This is a genomic window from Marinobacter segnicrescens (genome assembly GCF_900111555.1).
Taxonomy (GTDB): Bacteria; Pseudomonadota; Gammaproteobacteria; order Pseudomonadales; family Oleiphilaceae; genus Marinobacter; species Marinobacter segnicrescens.
This window is the reverse complement of record NZ_FOHZ01000042.1, coordinates 1-16,109: the sequence shown is the minus strand read 5'-3', so window position 1 is coordinate 16,109 and position 16,109 is coordinate 1. Positions and strand designations below refer to the sequence as shown.

The 16,109-nt window shown below is 58.7% G+C and carries 15 protein-coding genes and 1 pseudogene; 10 read left to right on the top strand and 6 right to left on the bottom strand.

Annotated features, from left to right (window positions below; all coding sequences use genetic code 11):
• Positions 1-716 (top strand): class I adenylate-forming enzyme family protein (locus BM036_RS18715; protein ID WP_143066657.1); only part of this gene is annotated, 716 nt, incomplete at its 5' end.
• Positions 717-802: 86 nt separating this feature from the next.
• Here BM036_RS18715 and BM036_RS18710 read toward each other — a convergent pair.
• Positions 803-1,084, bottom strand: coding sequence for an ACT domain-containing protein (locus tag BM036_RS18710; RefSeq protein WP_091855164.1), 282 nt, complete (start codon positions 1,082-1,084; stop codon positions 803-805).
• Entirely contained in the window at positions 1,081-2,778 is a 1,698-nt protein-coding gene (ilvG, locus tag BM036_RS18705; RefSeq protein ID WP_091855163.1) for an acetolactate synthase 2 catalytic subunit, read from the bottom strand. The genes BM036_RS18710 and ilvG overlap by 4 nt, the downstream gene beginning before the upstream one ends.
• A gap of 403 nt (positions 2,779-3,181) precedes the next feature.
• Between ilvG and BM036_RS18695 the strand changes: the two genes are divergently transcribed.
• The 6 genes from BM036_RS18695 (at position 3,182) to BM036_RS18670 (ending at position 10,590) form a co-directional block, all read left to right on the top strand.
• A complete protein-coding gene (locus BM036_RS18695) occupies positions 3,182-3,937 on the top strand; it encodes a MauE/DoxX family redox-associated membrane protein (RefSeq protein ID WP_218144845.1) in 756 nt (251 codons plus the stop codon).
• 89 nt (positions 3,938-4,026) lie between these two features.
• Complete coding sequence (locus BM036_RS18690; protein ID WP_413774384.1) at positions 4,027-5,172, top strand: hypothetical protein; 1,146 nt, start codon at positions 4,027-4,029, stop codon at positions 5,170-5,172.
• 70 nt (positions 5,173-5,242) lie between these two features.
• Positions 5,243-6,472, top strand: coding sequence for a nucleoside recognition domain-containing protein (locus BM036_RS18685; RefSeq protein ID WP_091855161.1), 1,230 nt, complete (start codon positions 5,243-5,245; stop codon positions 6,470-6,472).
• Between the two features lie 199 nt (positions 6,473-6,671).
• Positions 6,672-7,223: a PRC-barrel domain-containing protein gene (locus BM036_RS18680; protein WP_091855160.1), complete on the top strand. Its 552-nt coding sequence runs from the start codon at positions 6,672-6,674 to the stop codon at positions 7,221-7,223.
• A gap of 176 nt (positions 7,224-7,399) precedes the next feature.
• Positions 7,400-8,407, top strand: coding sequence for a TAXI family TRAP transporter solute-binding subunit (locus BM036_RS18675; protein ID WP_091855159.1), 1,008 nt, complete (start codon positions 7,400-7,402; stop codon positions 8,405-8,407).
• A 26-nt stretch (positions 8,408-8,433) separates the two neighbouring features.
• Entirely contained in the window at positions 8,434-10,590 is a 2,157-nt protein-coding gene (locus BM036_RS18670) for a TRAP transporter permease (RefSeq protein ID WP_245742731.1), read from the top strand.
• A 36-nt stretch (positions 10,591-10,626) separates the two neighbouring features.
• Here the strand turns inward: BM036_RS18670 and BM036_RS18665 are convergent, their stop codons facing one another.
• Positions 10,627-11,778, bottom strand: coding sequence for a mechanosensitive ion channel family protein (locus BM036_RS18665; protein WP_091855158.1), 1,152 nt, complete (start codon positions 11,776-11,778; stop codon positions 10,627-10,629).
• A gap of 172 nt (positions 11,779-11,950) precedes the next feature.
• Here BM036_RS18665 and BM036_RS18660 point away from each other — a divergent pair, with 172 nt between their 5' ends.
• Positions 11,951-12,697 (top strand): sulfite exporter TauE/SafE family protein, encoded by a 747-nt coding sequence (locus BM036_RS18660; protein WP_091855157.1) that lies wholly within the window; start codon positions 11,951-11,953, stop codon positions 12,695-12,697.
• Positions 12,698-12,739: 42 nt separating this feature from the next.
• Here the strand turns inward: BM036_RS18660 and BM036_RS18655 are convergent.
• Positions 12,740-13,516: pseudogene (locus BM036_RS18655) on the bottom strand (radical SAM protein); the annotation flags it as partial.
• A gap of 152 nt (positions 13,517-13,668) precedes the next feature.
• On the bottom strand, positions 13,669-13,911 hold the full coding sequence (locus tag BM036_RS18650; protein WP_091855155.1) for a helix-turn-helix domain-containing protein: 243 nt from the start codon (positions 13,909-13,911) through the stop codon (positions 13,669-13,671).
• 114 nt (positions 13,912-14,025) lie between these two features.
• On the opposite strand from BM036_RS18650, the gene BM036_RS18645 reads away from it, so the two are divergent.
• Positions 14,026-14,577 (top strand): hypothetical protein, encoded by a 552-nt coding sequence (locus BM036_RS18645; protein WP_091855154.1) that lies wholly within the window; start codon positions 14,026-14,028, stop codon positions 14,575-14,577.
• Positions 14,574-15,791 carry a DEAD/DEAH box helicase gene (locus tag BM036_RS18640; RefSeq protein WP_091855153.1) on the top strand — a complete coding sequence of 406 codons (1,218 nt, stop codon included), beginning with the start codon at positions 14,574-14,576 and terminating at the stop codon, positions 15,789-15,791. The genes BM036_RS18645 and BM036_RS18640 overlap by 4 nt, the downstream gene beginning before the upstream one ends.
• A gap of 65 nt (positions 15,792-15,856) precedes the next feature.
• Here BM036_RS18640 and BM036_RS18635 read toward each other — a convergent pair.
• The coding region (locus BM036_RS18635; protein WP_143066656.1) for an integrase core domain-containing protein at positions 15,857-16,109 on the bottom strand (253 nt) is incomplete at its 5' end.

The window sequence follows — 16,109 nt, the reverse complement described above, 5'->3', positions numbered from 1 at the left end:
GTGTGAAGTCCTGCGGCTGTATGGCTGACCTGGTGCCGCTGCACCAGATCGCCGAAGTCACCCGGCTTCTGGATGCACCTTACGTTAACAGTTTTGGCTCCACAGAGACCGGCTCGGGGCCGGCCACCGCCGGGCTCATCGCCCCGGGCACGGTCGCGAAAAACTTGTCCAAGGTACAGAGCTCTTACTGTGAGGTCCGCCTGGTTGACGCCGATGACCAGGAGGTGCCGGATGGCGAACCCGGGGAACTGGCCATCCGCGGTCCTTCACTGTTCAGCGGTTACTGGCAAGCGCCGGAGGTGAACGCCAGGGATTTCCGGGGTGGCTGGTTCCACATGGGAGACATGTTCGTGCGCAATCCGGACGGAACGCTGGACTTCGTGGACCGACGCAAGTACCTGATCAAGTCCGGCGGTGAGAACATCTATCCGGCCGAAATTGAACGTGTTCTGCTCGCTGATGCCCGCATTGCCGACGCGGTGGTGGTGCGCACGCCAGATGCCCGTTGGGGAGAAGTGCCGGTAGCCTTCGTCGTGCCAGCCGTCGACCATCTGACGGAGGATGACGTTCTGGCGTGCTGTCGTGGCCAGATCGCTGGTTACAAGATGCCCAAGGGTGTCCGTTTCGTGACTGACGCTGATCTGCCACGCAGCACCACGGGCAAGATCAAGCGCCATGAGCTGGAGGCGCAACTGAAAAAGCCCGAGGCTGTCTGAACGCCGCCACGTTTTCGCAGCTGATTCGCCGGGGCGCGATCACCTTTGCCCCGGCCTGTTACCGAAGATCCTGTCCGGCAGTGTTCCTAACCTGCCGAAAATCGCTCAACGACTGACAGCGCCTGGTCTTTGAGCTCCACCACAACCACTGTCTGCAACTTCTCCAGCTGACTCTGTAACATCCCGATAGGCCGGTTGCCTTCCAGGGTGAGGGCGATATCCAGCGAATCACCGACGTTTTCCATGGCCATTTTTGCAATGCGGAAACCGCGAACCCGCACCACCTGGCACAGGCGTTCCAGGGCGGCGACTTCCGGGGTCATGCGGCAGTGAATCTGGTAGCTGGCGGCCGGTGGCTGAGGGTTCATGCTACGTACTCCTTGTTGCTTCGTGGGCGATGGGTTTCATCGATCATGTCGGTGTTGCCGGCGCCGGGTTTTACAATGGGCCAGACGTTTTCTTCCCGGGCGATCGCGACGTGCAGCAGCATCGGGCCCTGGTAGGCCAGCAGGGTTTCGATGCCACGGCGGACCTGGTCACTGCGGTTGATGTGCAAGGCGTGGATATCGAATGCCTTCGCCATGGTCAGGAAGTCCGGGTTGTCGTCCAGGTCGATCTGGCTTTCCCGATTGTTGTAGAACAGCTCCTGCTGCTGCCGGACCATGCCCAGGCACTGGTTATCCAGGATGATGATCTTCACCGGCAGCTGGTAACGGCGGATGGTAGCCAGCTCCTGGGCGTTCATCATGAACGAGCCGTCGCCGGTGACGTTGATCACCGTGCTGGCCCGGTTGGCAAACTGTGCACCGATGGCTGCCGGCAGGCCAAATCCCATGGTGCCCAGGCCGCCACTGGTCAGGTGATGGCGGGGATGGTCAAAGTCATAGTACTGGGCGACCCACATCTGGTGCTGGCCAACGTCGCAGGCAATAACCGTGTCGTCGGCGGTGATGCGGGAGAGCTGGCGAATAAACGCCGGGCCATGGATGGGGGCGTAGGGGTCGTCGTTATCCGCTGCATGGAAGCCACCGGTGGTGTGCCAGTGGCGGCAGGTTTGCTGCCAGTCGCTGATAGCCAGGGGTGACGTTTGGACTTCCCCCGTGAGAGCCCGCAGAATCGTTGTCAGATCACCCATAAGGGTAAGATCCGCAGGCCGCAGTTTGTTGAACTCGGCGGCATCGGCGTCGATATGAATGGTCCTGGCACTGGGAGCAAATGCCTCCAGCTTGCCCGTGGCCCGGTCATCCAGGCGGGCGCCGATCACCAACAGGAGATCGCACTCAGCGACTGCCCGGTTGGCCGCCCGGGAGCCGTGCATGCCCAGCATGCCCAGATCGTTCGGTGCCCGCTTGCCGGCGTTACCCAGTCCCTTGAGGGTGGTCACACCGGGTAGGCCAGAGGCCTCCGTAAAGGCCCGGAAGGCGTCTTCCGCATGGGCCAGTGAGATGCCGCCCCCGCTGTATAACAGGGGTCGCTGACTGGCCTTGAGCATTGCCATTACCCGGGAGGCGTCAACAACCTCATCGACACCCGGGGTCCCATGAACGGCCGGCGCAGGGCCGACCTCTGCCAGCAGGATATCCTTCGGAATGTCGATCCAGACCGGGCCGGGACGCCCTTCGCTCGCCAGTTTGAAGGCTTCCTCCAGCACGCCCGGAAGTTCGTCGGCCTGCTCCACCAGGTAGCTGTGTTTTACGATACCCAGGGCCATGCCCAGCATGTCCGTTTCCTGGAAGGCATCGGTGCCGATCAGGGCGGAAGGCACCTGACCGGTGATAACCACCATGGGAACCGAGTCCCGGTGGGCATTGGCCACACCGGTTATGAGGTTGGTGGCACCAGGGCCGGAGGTGGCAATGCATACGCCGGTCCTGCCGCTCGCACGGGCATAGCCGTCGGCGGCGAGGGCGCAGGCCTGTTCGTGGCGGCACAGCACATGCTCCACCACTGCATCGTCCACCAGGGCATCGTATAGCGGCATGATACAGCCGCCGGGGTAGCCGAAAACCGTGTCGATGTGGTGGCGGTGGAATGCCTCCAGGATGTGCTGTGCGCCGTTCATGGTGTCTTCCCTTTGCTTTTTCAGGTGCAAAAAAAAGCCCCCGGAACCTTTCGGTGCCGGGGGCCTTGGTGTTCGTCTGGTCTGTCAGTCAGTCAACCGTCTGTCCACGCAAAAGCCCCCGGATGGCACCACGACCACCAGGACTAGCTTCACGATTACGACAACGGCGTTCAGATTCATGGGTATGGAAATCGATCTGTTTGACAGTAGATCTGAATCTAACGCGGCCGGAGCCATTGCGCAAGCCTTTTGGTCATTCGGCGCAAACGGACCCTGTCTGTTGCCGGTATTACGCAACCGTAAGGGCGCTGGGCACAAACGCGCCATGGCCACTGCTAGGCTGAACGGGAGAACGTGATTGGTTTATCCGGTATCGGCGGGCAACGCCGAGGAGGGAGCTCGAATGGAGAATGTGAGTCCAGGCAAGACAGCCCAGCTCTATCGCATGGTGATGGCGGAACATCTCTGCCCGTTCGGGATGAAGAGCAAGTTCCTGCTCGAGCGAAAGGGCTATACGGTGGAAGACCACCCTCTCACCAGCCGGGATGAAGTGGACCGGTTCCAGGACGGGCATAACGTGGATACCACGCCCCAGACCTTTATCGATGGCCAGCGTATCGGCGGCTATGACGAACTGAGGGTCCACTTTGGCCTCGACGATCCGGATGACGACACCAGCTATCAGCCCGTCATCGCGATATTCGGAACTGCGTTGCTGATGGCCATTGGCATTATGTGGTTCTTCGACCATGCCGTTTTTTCCCTGATGACCGTCGAGAAATTCGTCGCCATAGCGATGATCCTGCTGGGGTTGCAGAAACTGCAGGACGTGGAAAGCTTCAGCACCATGTTCCTCAACTATGATCTGCTGGCACAGAAACAGGTGGCTTACGGTTATCTGTATCCGTTTGGCGAGACCCTTGCGGGCATTCTGATGATGGCCGGGGCTTTGGTCTGGCTGGCAGCCCCCGTTGCACTATTTATCGGCACGGTAGGGGCTTTTTCGGTGTTCAAGGCTGTGTATATCGACCGGCGGGAACTCAAATGTGCCTGCGTGGGCGGCAACAGCAACGTGCCCCTGGGGTTTGTCTCGCTGACGGAGAACCTGATCATGATAGCCATGGGGTTGTGGATGCCGTTGCGGATGTACGTGATGTGAATCGGCCGCTGTCCCGGCCATGCAGCCGTAGGAGAACCTCGCAGGGATGGTATAAGCTGGAGGGCGTCTGTTGCTGACCGAAGCGCGAGGTGTCCCGGTTGAAAACTGTGGTGGTGCTGATGGTACTGGCCGGCTTGCTGGCTGCTGGCGTGGCCGGGTGGCATGAGCCCGAGCCCCTGGAAGAAAGACTCGTCCGGATACAGGCGCAGGAATCCCTGCCGGGTATCACCGGAGTGGAAGATTTGCCGGTGGAGTTGCAGGCGGCCCTGCTGGACCTGTCTGACGATCCCCTGGTGTCGCTGAAAGCGAGGGGAGCGGTGCTGCGGTATCCGGACCTGGCCGCGCAGGTGTTCCCGTTGTACGCCTCGGAGCCGGAGTTCCGGGATATCCTGGGCCGATATGGTGAAGCCGTGCTGCCGCCGGTGGCACACTTTATCGACAACCCGGTGGCGACCATTGAAACCATGAATACCCTGTCCCGGCACTATGACCAGATAAGGGAATTTGTCGGAAGTTTTCAGCCTTCCCGCACCGAGAGCGCCACGCCTGTTGAGCCAGAACAGGATGAACCCGCTCCGGAACTGACCCCGGAACAGCGTGGCTGGTATGCCGTGAACTTTATTGAAGCCGAGGGCCATGGCTTTCTCGGCCAGTTCGAAGTAGCGGATGATGGTTCGGTTCACTGGATCCAGACCGAGCGTATCACCGAAGGCGTCACTGATTTTTTTACCAGCGGTATCCGTACCCTGGAGACCCGTCAACGCACCGGCGAGGAAATCCGCTTGTCTGACATTGGCTGGGCATCGGTGGACGTGCTGGTATTTGCCAGCGCGGTAAAGGTACTACGCGCCGGCCGGGCCGCGGCAGCCACCACGCGAGGGGCCGGGTTATCGACCCGCTCCGCCGCGCTGGCGGCGCGGGTGACCGGTGCCGGAAGAATGGTCCTGCGCAGTGCCCGTTATGCCCGTTGGCCGCTGGTCATCGGCGCCGGCTACCTGGTGATCCGCCATCCGGTGGTAATCAGCGATGTGCTGGCCGAAATTGCCCGGGTTGCGGGCCTGCCCACCTGGCTGGTGCAGTGGGCAGGCTGGATGCTGATCCTGTTGCCGGTGCTGATCCTGCTCCGCTGGCTGATGTTGCCACTGGCGGCGCTGTTGCGGGCGCTGGTGCCTGTATTGCTGTGGCTTGGCGGCCGAGGGCATCGGGCCGGCAGTCTGCGCGAGCGGGCCTGGTGAGTATGGCGAATGACACAGCGGGCCGTGGCTCCGTTGTGTCCCGGTGGACGCAGAGGGAGAGCACTGGCCCATGCTGAACGGAATCTGGCTCGGCTTCTTCCTGGCCGCCTTTGCAGCTGCGCTGTGGCAGTGGCTGGGGCATAACGACCCGGAAGTGTTCAGCCGGCTGGTGACCGCGCTGTTTGATATGGCCGAACTCAGCGTGGAGATTGTACTGGTGCTGGCCGGCACCATGACCCTGTGGCTGGGGTTCCTCGCCATCGCTGAAAAAGCCGGCCTGGTGGACGTGCTCGCGCGGTTGCTGGACCCCCTGTTCCGGCGCCTGATGCCGGAAGTGCCCAGCGGACACCCGGCCATGGGCCACATCACCATGAACTTCGCGGCCAACGTGCTGGGCCTGGATAACGCCGCCACGCCCATCGGCATCAAGGCCATGCATTCCCTGCAGGAACTCAACCCCAGCAAGGATACCGCCAGCAACGCCCAGATCCTGTTCCTGGTGTTGAACACGTCCTCCCTTACCCTGCTGCCGGTGACCATTTTCATGTACCGGGCCCAGCAGGGCGCGGCCGAACCCACGGCCGTCTTCCTGCCCATTCTGCTGGCCACGTCGGCCTCCAGCCTGGTGGGGTTGCTGACTGTGTCCCTGGTGCAGAGGCTGAAGCTCTGGCACCCGGTAGTGCTGGCCTACCTGGTAGGTGGCGCTGCCGCCCTTGGCCTGCTGCTGACCACACTGGCAGGCATGTCTGCCCAGGCCCTGGAGGCCACTTCGACCCTGGTGGGCAACCTTACCCTGTTCGGGATTGTGGTGGGCTTCCTCGCCATCGCGGCGCTGCGCCGGGTGAACGTGTACGACGCCTTTGTCGAAGGCGCCAGGGAGGGGCTTCAGGTGGCCCTCAGCCTGCTGCCCTATCTCGTGGCCATGCTGGTAGCGGTGGGGGTTTTACGGGCCAGTGGGGTGCTGGAGGCGGGGCTGGACGGCTTCCGCTGGCTGGCAGACGCACTGGGTTGGGACACCCGGTTCGTTGATGCCCTGCCCACGGCGTTTATAAAGCCGCTGTCCGGTAGTGGTGCCCGGGCCATGATGATCGAAACCATGGATAACTTCGGTGTGGACAGCTTTCCGGCCCTGATGGCAGCCACCATGCAGGGCAGTACCGAGACAACCTTCTACGTTCTGGCGGTTTACTTCGGCGCGGTGGGTATCCGTCGTATCCGTCATGGTCTGGCCTGTGCCCTGCTGGCGGACCTGGCAGGCATCGTGACTGCCATTGGCGTCTGTTACTGGTTCTTTGGTTAGCCAAAACCGGATTGATAGCCGAAATTCCGGACTTTTAACCAGTATTTCCCGCGCGTTTTATTGCCATTCCGTCACTTGGACTGTTGCGACCCCGTTGCTAGGTTTATTGATAACGTGATCGGCATCACATATCACGTTGCCTGGTCCGGCCCCTGGCGGTCGGCCCTTTCCCAGGAGTTTATGGAATAAGGAGTTCACTATGAAACGCACACGTCTGGTTCGCGCAATGGGCATTTCCCTGATCGCCGGTTCAATGGCATTTGGTCTGTCCGCACAGGCAGCCCAGGGGCTCTACTCTGCGGATGAATTGATGGATGCCGACGTTTATGACAGTAATGGCGAGGAAATCGGCGAAGTGGAGGACATCCTCATGAGTGATGATATGTCCGTTCATTCACTGGTCATCAAAACCGGCGATGTGCTGGGTCTCGGCGGCCGTGACGTGGTTGCCGAGCGTGGCAGCTTTACCGTTCGCCTGGAGCAGGACGACAAGGATGACGACGAATTCGATGACCAGGACTACGAGGTCCACATGGCGTCTACCAAGGACGAGGTGAAGTCGCTGCCGGAATACGACGAAAGCTGGTGGAATCAGACTCGCCAGGGGCTGAGGCAGGCCTGGGAGAACACCAAGGAAACCAGCCGCAGTGCCTGGGAAGACACCAAGCAGGCTACCTCTTCCGCCTGGCATAATGTGAAGGAAGGCGCTGAAAAAATGTCTGATCGCGCCGAAGACGCAGTCGATAACTGATTCGGCCATTCACGGGGGAGCAGGGCTCCCCCTGTTCACCTCGCCCCGCCGCCGTTCCTGGTGGCTTCTGGTATCTACGACGTTTGGAGTAGTGGCCGTAACGGTGACACTGGTCTAGATTTATCCTGATCCATTGATTGATAAAGACAACAATCCGATCAGGGAAGGACCCGACCATGACCAGAACCTCCGTCTTCAGATCTGCTACTGCACTTCTCGCTGCTGCCACCCTTGGCCTGTCCATGACGGCCCAGGCGGAAGGCAAGTACATTATGGGTACGGCCACCACCGGTGGCACCTATTACCCCGTGGGGGTGGCTATCTCCACATTGATCAAGGTAAAGCTTGAACCCACGGAGAATATCTCCGTTTCTGCCATCAGCTCCGCCGGCTCCGGTGAGAACCTCAAGCTGATGGATGAGGACCAGGCTCAGTTCAGCATCCTTCAGGGGCTCTATGGTGCCTGGGCGTGGGATGGAACCGACCCGGTACCCAAGGCCTATAAAAATGTTCGTTCCGTGTCGATGCTGTGGCAGAACGTGGAGCACTTTGTGGTTCGCAGTGAACATGCGGACACAGGCACCATCGAGGATATGAAGAATCTCTACGGAGAGACCTTCTCCATTGGTGCCCGTAACTCGGGCACCGAGGGTTCGGGGCGCTTCATTCTGGGCAAGGTAGGCGTTGACCTGGATGAGATTGAAATGGCTTACATGGGCTACGGCCCGAGCGCCGACTCGCTGCAGAATGGCAATATCGATGGCATGAACATTCCCGCCGGCGTTCCGGCCTCTGCGGTTACTCGCGCCTACGCCAATATGGGGGATGAGATTGTCACGCTGAATTTCACCGAGCAACAGCTGGCAGACGTCAACAGTGACTTCGAGCTGTGGTCGGCCTACGAGATTCCGGCGGGCACCTACCCCAACCAGGATGAAGTCATCAACACCATTGCCCAGCCGAACATCCTTGCCGTGCGGGAAGACGTCCCTGAGGAAGACGTCTACCTGATCACCAGGACCATTTACGAGAACCTGCCGTTCCTTAACAACATCCATGCGGCCACCAAGGCCATGGCGCTGGAGAAGGCTATCGTGGGCCTGCCCATGCCGCTGCACCCGGGCGCCCAGCGGTTCTATGAGGAGCAGGGCATCGAGATTCCCGACCGCCTGAAAGCGCAGTAATCCGGCGAGCAACAGGGATATCGTGTGTGACACAACCTCGCTGTGACGATGCCGGGGCCGAAGCACGGCTGGAAAAGATCCGCGAAGAAAGCCCGAAAGAGGCACCAGAACGCCTGGAGCACCCGGTCATTGGCCGGGTGATCTTTGCACTGGCCATCGGCATCGCGCTGATCCACCTCTGGTTCAATACCTTTTCAACGCTGTCGGAGCTGTGGATATCGGCACTGCACTTTGGCCTGTTCGGGCTGCTCTGCGCGCTGGCCATGCCTCTGATTCGTAGTGAGCGGGCAGGGGTTCAGCGTGCCGTTTTCTGGGTCGACCTCGTCCTTGGGCTGGCGGCACTGGGGTGTGCGCTCTACCTCATGGGCTTCGAGGACGCACTTTACGACCGGGGTGTGGTTTTCTCCACCGCCGACTGGGTGGTGTCTATCATTGCGGTAGTGCTGGTGCTGGAGTTTGCCCGGCGCACCACCGGCTGGTTCATCCCCTGCCTGTGCATGGTCGCACTCACCTATGTCGCCTGGTGGGGACAATATGTGGATGGAGTGTTCAACTTTCCGGGCCTGACCTGGGAGACGGTGCTCTACCGGTCCTGGATGGGTGGGCAGGGCATGCTCGGCTCCATTGCCCGCATCTCCTGGACCTATGTGTTCATGTTCATCCTGTTCGGCGCCTTCCTGGTGAAGTCCGGCGCCGGGGATTTCATTATCGACCTGGCCCGCTGTGCGGCGGGCCGGTTCGTGGGCGGGCCCGGGTTTGTGGCAGTGTTCTCCTCCGGCCTCATGGGCTCGGTGTCCGGTTCCAGCGTTGCCAATACCGTGTCCACCGGGGTGATCACTATCCCCCTCATGCGCAAGGCGGGCTTCCCGGCCCGCTTTGCCGGTGGTGTGGAAGCCGCAGCGTCTACCGGCGGGCAGCTAATGCCGCCGGTGATGGGGGCCGGGGCGTTTATCATGGCGTCCTATACCCAGGTGTCCTACCTGACCATTATTGGCGTGGCGGCCCTGCCGGCATTGCTGTATTTCCTGTCCGTGGCCATGTTCGTGCGTATCGAAGCCAAGCGCAGCCATGCGGTGAAACTCGAGGATGAGAACTCGGAAACCTTCGGCCAGGTGTTGAAGGGCGGCTGGCATTATCTGTTGCCCCTTGTGGTGCTGGTGGCAGCGCTGATCTACGGGTTCACGCCCACCTATGCTGCCGGCATCGCCATCGTGTCGGTGGTGGTGTCATCCTGGATTGCCCGCAAGCCGATGACGCTCAGGGATATCATGGACGCCCTCGCCCAGGGCAGCCGCAATATCATGACCACCGCGATCCTGCTGATCACCGTCGGGCTCATTGTGATGGTGATTTCCACCACCGGCGTCGGCAACACCTTTTCCCTGATGATCACTGACTGGGCCGGTGGCAGCCTGCTGGTCACCATCGTACTGGTGGCGCTGGCTTCACTGATCCTGGGTATGGGGCTTCCGGTGACGGCGGCCTACATCGTATTGGCGACACTCTCTGCGCCCGCCATCTATCAACTGATTGCCCAGAGTCAGCTGATCGACCTGATGGCCAGCGGCAACCTGCCGGAGCAGGCCCGGGCAATCTTCATGCTGACCGCGCCGGATGCGGTGGAATTGTTGGGGGCCCCCATGGAGCGGGCCCAGGCGGCTGCGATGCTGGCGGAAGTGCCGGAGAACTTCACCGGCCAGTTACTTGAGCAGGCCCTGTCGTCGCAAGCACTGACCATGGCGCTGGTAGCGGCCCATATGATCATTTTCTGGTTGTCACAGGACTCCAACGTGACTCCGCCGGTCTGCCTTACTGCCTTCGCAGCGGCGGCCATTGCCGGCACCCCCCCAATGCGTACCGGTCTGACCGCCTGGAAGATCGCAAAGGGCCTGTACATCGTGCCCCTGCTGTTTGCCTATTCACCACTGATTTCCGGCACACCGTTGGAGATGATCACGGTGTTCACATTTGCCCTGTTCGGCATCTATGCCATTATTGCCGGCCTTGAAGGGTACCTGGAGCATCCCCTGCAGTGGTGGCTGCGGGTGTTGATGTTCCCCGTCGGAGCACTGATGTTATGGCCTCATGGCATGATCTGGATCGACCTGGCCGGCGTGGTGATCTTTGTCGCCCTGCTGGTCTGGAGTGCCCGCCAGTCTGGTCCGGTCCGGGCATTGGCTTGATCCAGCGCCGGGGTTCGATGCCCCGACAGTCCTGCCTCAGGAACTGTTGGCTGCCGGATTTGATTCGCCGTTGATCCTCAGTGGCGAGAACAGGGGCGCCAGGCCCTTGGCATCATCGATAAACAACTGAAGGTGGGGGAACGGAATCTCGATTCCCGCCTCGTCCAGGTGTTCCTTGATTTGCTCCAGGATCTCAGCGGCAATCCGTGGCTGAATATCAATATCCTCAGGAAGGATCCAGATCAGGACTACCAGGTTGACCGAGGAATCACCAAGTCCTTCCATGGCAACCCGGGGCATCATGTCGCCGGTTTTCAATACCTTGGGATGGGCCTCCAGGATGGGAAGGATGACCTGCCGGGCTTCCCTGGCGGACTCCTTGTAGGCAATTCCGAGTTGGATCCGCACCCGGGTGGGGCCTTCAGCGCTGTAGTTGACGATCTCGGACGATGCCACGCTGTCGTTAGGGATCATGGTGAAGATATTGTCACGGGTTCGCAGCCAGGTGGTCCGGAAGGCAATTTTCAGAACCTTGCCTTCCTGGTCATTGATCCGGACCCAGTCGCCAATGCGGAAGGGGCGTTCGATCAGCAGGGTCACCCCGGCAATAAAGTTGGACAGTGTGGACTGGGCAGCAAAGCCAACCGCAATGCCGACAATGCCCAGGCCAGCGATAACCGACCAGACATCGAACCCGAACTGCGCCAGTACGGTAACCGAACCCATCACCAGCACCAGCACCAGCAGGGAGTTCCTGAGAAGTTGCTTTAGCGAAGGGTCAATCTGGTGACGGGCATGGGTAACCTCGACGGCACGGGACAGCAGCACCCACGCGACGTAGAAGCCCAGTGCGATCACCCCGGCCTGGGCTATGCCCTTGAGCAGGATCGCATCGCCACCATACTGGGCAGCGATAGCGACGATGGCCACCAGGGCCACTACGTATCGTAAGCCGGTCCTGATGGCATGGTGTATGGCGCCGAGGCGATTAATTCTGCCCAGGATCAGCCGCAGACCCAGGCTGGCGAACCAGTACAGCATTGCGGCCAGGACAAGCAGTATCGCCGTCACCAGCAACTGCCCCATGAGCCAGCCCAGTGTTTGCTCCCAGCTGGTTCCGCTGAGTCCGAGCGCTTCCGCTGTGTCACGAAGATTGTTTAAAAGCTGTTCCTGTAGGATGCTCCACATGCAAGGTTCCTGCTCTGGTTATAGACTGCTTCCTGTAGTGGGCTGCTGCCATTGAAAACCACCCGGTAATTGCCACCGATGGTTTGCGAGCCCTACAGACCTTCGCTTATACCTTCGAGTATAGTTATCACGGCGATCCTGCCCGGATTTATGACACGTTTAAGGACAGAGAATGACCCTCATGGAGGCTATGGCCCTGGTGGCTATTGGTGGGGTCGCAGGCTTCATCAACGTACTTTCCGCAGGCGGCTCCATGCTGACCCTGCCATTGCTGATGTTTCTTGGCCTGCCGGCCCAGGTGGCCAATGGCACCAATCGTGTGGCGATTACCCTGCAGAGTGTGACTGCCGTGGGCAGCTTCCTTCGCGCGGGCCACAGCAACCTGGCTGTGAGTATCCGCCTGTCCATACCCGCTGTGGCCGGCTCGCTGCTCGGGGCCTGGACCGCTAGCTGGATCCCCGAGGCGATCTTTGAAGGAGTACTGATTGCCGCGATGATCGGGGCGTCGGTGTTCATGCTCCTGCCCCAGCCCCGGCTGGACACCCGGGCACTGACCCCGGACCGGCTGGGACTGGTGGAGTACCTGGCATTATTCCTGATCGGCCTGTATGGCGGGTTTATCCAGGTGGGGGTTGGGGCGCTGTTTATTGTCGTGCTTTACCGCATGCTGAAGATAGACCTGCCCCAGGTGAATGTCATCAAGGTGTTTATCATCCTGGTCTATACCCTGCCTGCCCTGGCAATCTTTGCGACGAAGGGCCAGGTGCTGTGGGTCACCGGACTCGTCCTTGCCCTCGGCAACATGGCCGGTGCCATGATGGCCGTAAAAGTGAACATGGGGCCCAAAGGCGCCCAATGGATCAAATGGCTCACCCTGATCATGGTCGCGGCGATCCTGCTACGCCTGATTCTGTACTGAACAAGGTCACTTGGCAGGATAGCGAATCAGGCAGGTGGGATCCTAAAGCCCCCGCAACCACTCCGGCCGCAGCCGTGCCCGCTCTGGTGTATGGATAGCCGTGCGTACCTGTTCCAGCATGCGGGCCTTGTCCCGGCCCAGGGTGCCTTTGAGCACCAGGTAGTTGGACGCATGGTCGCTGCGAAAGACGGTCTGGTTCAGCTCAAGGTTTTCCAGAAGCTTCTCGGCCTCCAGGAACAGCTCCTGCTGGTCGAGGGGCTCGAAGTCCGGGAACTGCTCCTTGTAGCGGTCCATCCCCTGGGGAAAGCTCACGACGAGGGTCGACAGGAACTCCGGCTGGGTGTCATTCATTAACCGGGCCGAATTGAGCGCGTGCTGGTCGCTCAGGCTCTTGCCCCCCAGGCCGTTGAGGATCATCACCGAGCGCTTGATGCCCGCCTCCCCGATCTTGAGCAGGGCATCCTTCGTGGACTCGTAAGTCTCCCCCTTGTTGACCCGGCGCAGCACCTCATCATCACCGGACTCCGCACCGATATAGAGCATGTGCAGCCCGGCATCGTGCAATTCTTTCAGTTCCGACACTGACTTGCGCTTGAGGTTGCGGGGCAGGCAGTAGGAGGTAACCCGGTGAACATCGGGGAGATAGTCGCGAATGGCCTCGAGAATCTTCAGCAAGCGGTGAGTGGGCAGGATCATTGCATCACCATCGGCAAGGAATACCCTCTGCACGATCAGGCGCTCGCCGCATTTGCGGATTTCCTCGAGTACTTCGTCCTCATCACGGGCGCGGAACTTCTTCTGGGGCGCCGTGTACATCTGAAGGCAAGTTCTATTTTGAACGTACCAAAACTAACTTTTCCTTTTCACATCAGTTAGCTGGTTTTGGTATATATACTAAATTATTATACTAAAACTAAAAGCGAGATCCATAGAGGACAGCGGAACTAATACAAGTTGAAGCCACGCCCGTGTCAGGAACGGATATCTGCCGGGGGCTCCGTCAAATCTAGCAACAGTTCTTTTGGGGAGCACTGAAGACAATCTGCGAGTTGATACAGTCGTTCGATCGTTACGTTAACCTCACCTCTTTCGATTTTCCCTACATAGCTCCTATCGATCCCTGCCTCATATGCAAGGCGCTCCTGAGACAGCCCTTTCGATTTCCGAATCGCTCGAAGATTTCGACCAAATGCTTCGCGAACAACTGAACCCATTTCTTGCCCTCATAAAAGACAAGACTATGGTTTCTTGAGGCATAAGGAGCCACGGCATATACTACCCATTTTCCAGGATCGATCAGATCGACCTAATGACCATCGGACCTCCATATGAGCGAAAAACAGCAACTGCACGCCGATGAAATCTTGATTGAACTTTTACGAAATCAGGCTGGCACTCCTTTCTCGAACACCGAGATCCGGGATCTCTATCTTAGTCGTATTCCTCATGGACAACGGCCGTCCGCCAATCAACTACGCAAGCATATCTATAGGGAGCTTCTACGGCTTGAAGCAGCGGATCTCATCGAGCGCTACGAAGGGGCTACAGGGCGGGGTTGCAAGTTCATCTACCGACTAGAACACGATGGCGCTGCCTTGGTAGCGAGATCATCTCCCTATCTCACGGAAGATAAGCAAGGAGAGTCGACGATGGACAGGGAAACCCGGCATTCATTGCAGGAAGAGCTCTCTAACAGGAAAGTTGAACTGATTGCGAGCATCGGTGAAGCAGAGGAATACCAGCGACTCTACAACAAGTACCCAGCACTGCGTAGCGCAGTAAAGACGCAGTACCTGGAATCTCGCGAGAGAAGCACCAAACTGTTAGGCCATCTTCGAGCCGTAGAATCGGTAATCGCAAAGATTGGATCTTCCGCATGACCCAGTTGCGCGTTTGGCAAAACGAGTGCGTTGACGAAGCTCTACAAGTTTTCGAGCATCAAACACATTTTCTCTGCCACGCGACGCCAGGAGCAGGCAAGACGGTTATGGTGGCCTCTGTGGCCAAGGCCCTTCTGGAACGAAAGAAAATAGACTTCGTCTTGTGTTTTTCCCCGTCAAGGACAGTCGCGCAAAGCGTTGCTTTTACATTTGGCCAAGTCCTAGGGCGAACCTTCAACGGCCAAATTGGAGCTGCTGGTGGCTCCTACACCTACCAGTCAATGAGCACCCTGCCTAAAGAGTTGTGGCGGGTGTTGAGCGAACACAGAGTGCTGGTGGTATTGGATGAAATCCATCACTGCGCCGGTCAAAGATGGGAGGATCTTGTCATTGGCAACAGTTGGGGCCGAACGATTCTCGAGAGAATTCAAGGGAAAGCCATTTTCACGATAGCGCTATCAGGTACTCCATGGAGAACAGATGATCATCCAATCGTTCTCTCTCGCTACATACAGCCCGACGGCGAGCTCCACTGTGATTACGAGTACGGGTTGCAGCGCGCAGTTTCTGAGGGTGTGTGCCGTGAACCAAGAATCGTGCTCACTGACAATCGAGAAATCAGCCTGAGATCATTCGACCTTGGCCTAAAAAAAACCTTTACCAGTATCCAGGAAACCATTAAACAGGGTTATGTTACGTATCCTGAATTTCTATTCCGGGACGAAATAATCGACCATATACTCTCGGAAGCATCAACGAAACTGTCGGATATCCGGAAGCAGGTTCCTTTGGCCGCAGGGCTCGTTGTAGCAGCTACAGTGGCGCACGCAGAACAGATCTCTACTCGGCTTTCAGCACTTGGAGAGAAGCCTGTTGTGGTTACTTACAACACGCCCGAGGCCCAAAAGGTTATCTCAGATTTCAAATTTTCGACTGATAGGTGGATTATTTCCGTAGGAATGATCAGTGAAGGAACAGATATTCCCAGATTGCAAGTGTGTTGCCACCTCAGCAGGATACGAACAGAGCTCCATTTCCGGCAAGTTCTTGGCAGAATTCTCAGGCGCCAAGCAGATGAGCCTTTTAACTTCGGTGGTTGGCTTTACGTTCTAGCAGAAACCAATTTAACAGACTTTGCGCACCGAGTTGGTGATGATCTTCCAGGACACCACGTGGTGTCATTCTTACCAAAATCAAAAAAGCATGGTGTATGAGGTGGACCCCATCAGTTGGACAGCCTGAAGGTGCAGTTAAGCTCTGATCCGGCTGTATTCCCGGCTCAAGCTGCCAGGGTCATGGGTTGTTGGTAGTACACCTCATCCGGTGTTTGGTAATCAAGGGTTTGGTGGTACCGGGCCTGATTGTAATGCCGGAAGTACCGGTGGAGCGCCTGCTTCAAGTGGCGTCCATCCTCGAAGGCTGTGAGGTAGACGCACTCGTGCTTGACGCTGCGCCAGAGCCGTTCCACGAAGATGTTGTCATGATAGCAGCCCTTGCCGTCCATGCTGATCCGAATGCCATGCTCCTTGAGA

Excerpts from the sequence above, each read along its gene's own strand:
- BM036_RS18665 (WP_091855158.1), bottom strand. The coding sequence starts at position 11,778 with ATGTGGAGCATCCTACAGGAACAGCTTTTAAACAATCTTCGTGACACA.
- ilvG (WP_091855163.1), bottom strand. The coding sequence starts at position 2,778 with ATGAACGGCGCACAGCACATCCTGGAGGCATTCCACCGCCACCACATC.
- BM036_RS18645 (WP_091855154.1), top strand. The coding sequence starts at position 14,026 with ATGAGCGAAAAACAGCAACTGCACGCCGATGAAATCTTGATTGAACTT.
- BM036_RS18710 (WP_091855164.1), bottom strand. The coding sequence starts at position 1,084 with ATGAACCCTCAGCCACCGGCCGCCAGCTACCAGATTCACTGCCGCATG.
- BM036_RS18650 (WP_091855155.1), bottom strand. The coding sequence starts at position 13,911 with ATGGGTTCAGTTGTTCGCGAAGCATTTGGTCGAAATCTTCGAGCGATT.
- BM036_RS18660 (WP_091855157.1), top strand. The coding sequence starts at position 11,951 with ATGACCCTCATGGAGGCTATGGCCCTGGTGGCTATTGGTGGGGTCGCA.
- BM036_RS18640 (WP_091855153.1), top strand. The coding sequence starts at position 14,574 with ATGACCCAGTTGCGCGTTTGGCAAAACGAGTGCGTTGACGAAGCTCTA.
- BM036_RS18695 (WP_218144845.1), top strand. The coding sequence starts at position 3,182 with ATGGAGAATGTGAGTCCAGGCAAGACAGCCCAGCTCTATCGCATGGTG.
- BM036_RS18675 (WP_091855159.1), top strand. The coding sequence starts at position 7,400 with ATGACCAGAACCTCCGTCTTCAGATCTGCTACTGCACTTCTCGCTGCT.
- BM036_RS18680 (WP_091855160.1), top strand. The coding sequence starts at position 6,672 with ATGAAACGCACACGTCTGGTTCGCGCAATGGGCATTTCCCTGATCGCC.
- BM036_RS18685 (WP_091855161.1), top strand. The coding sequence starts at position 5,243 with ATGCTGAACGGAATCTGGCTCGGCTTCTTCCTGGCCGCCTTTGCAGCT.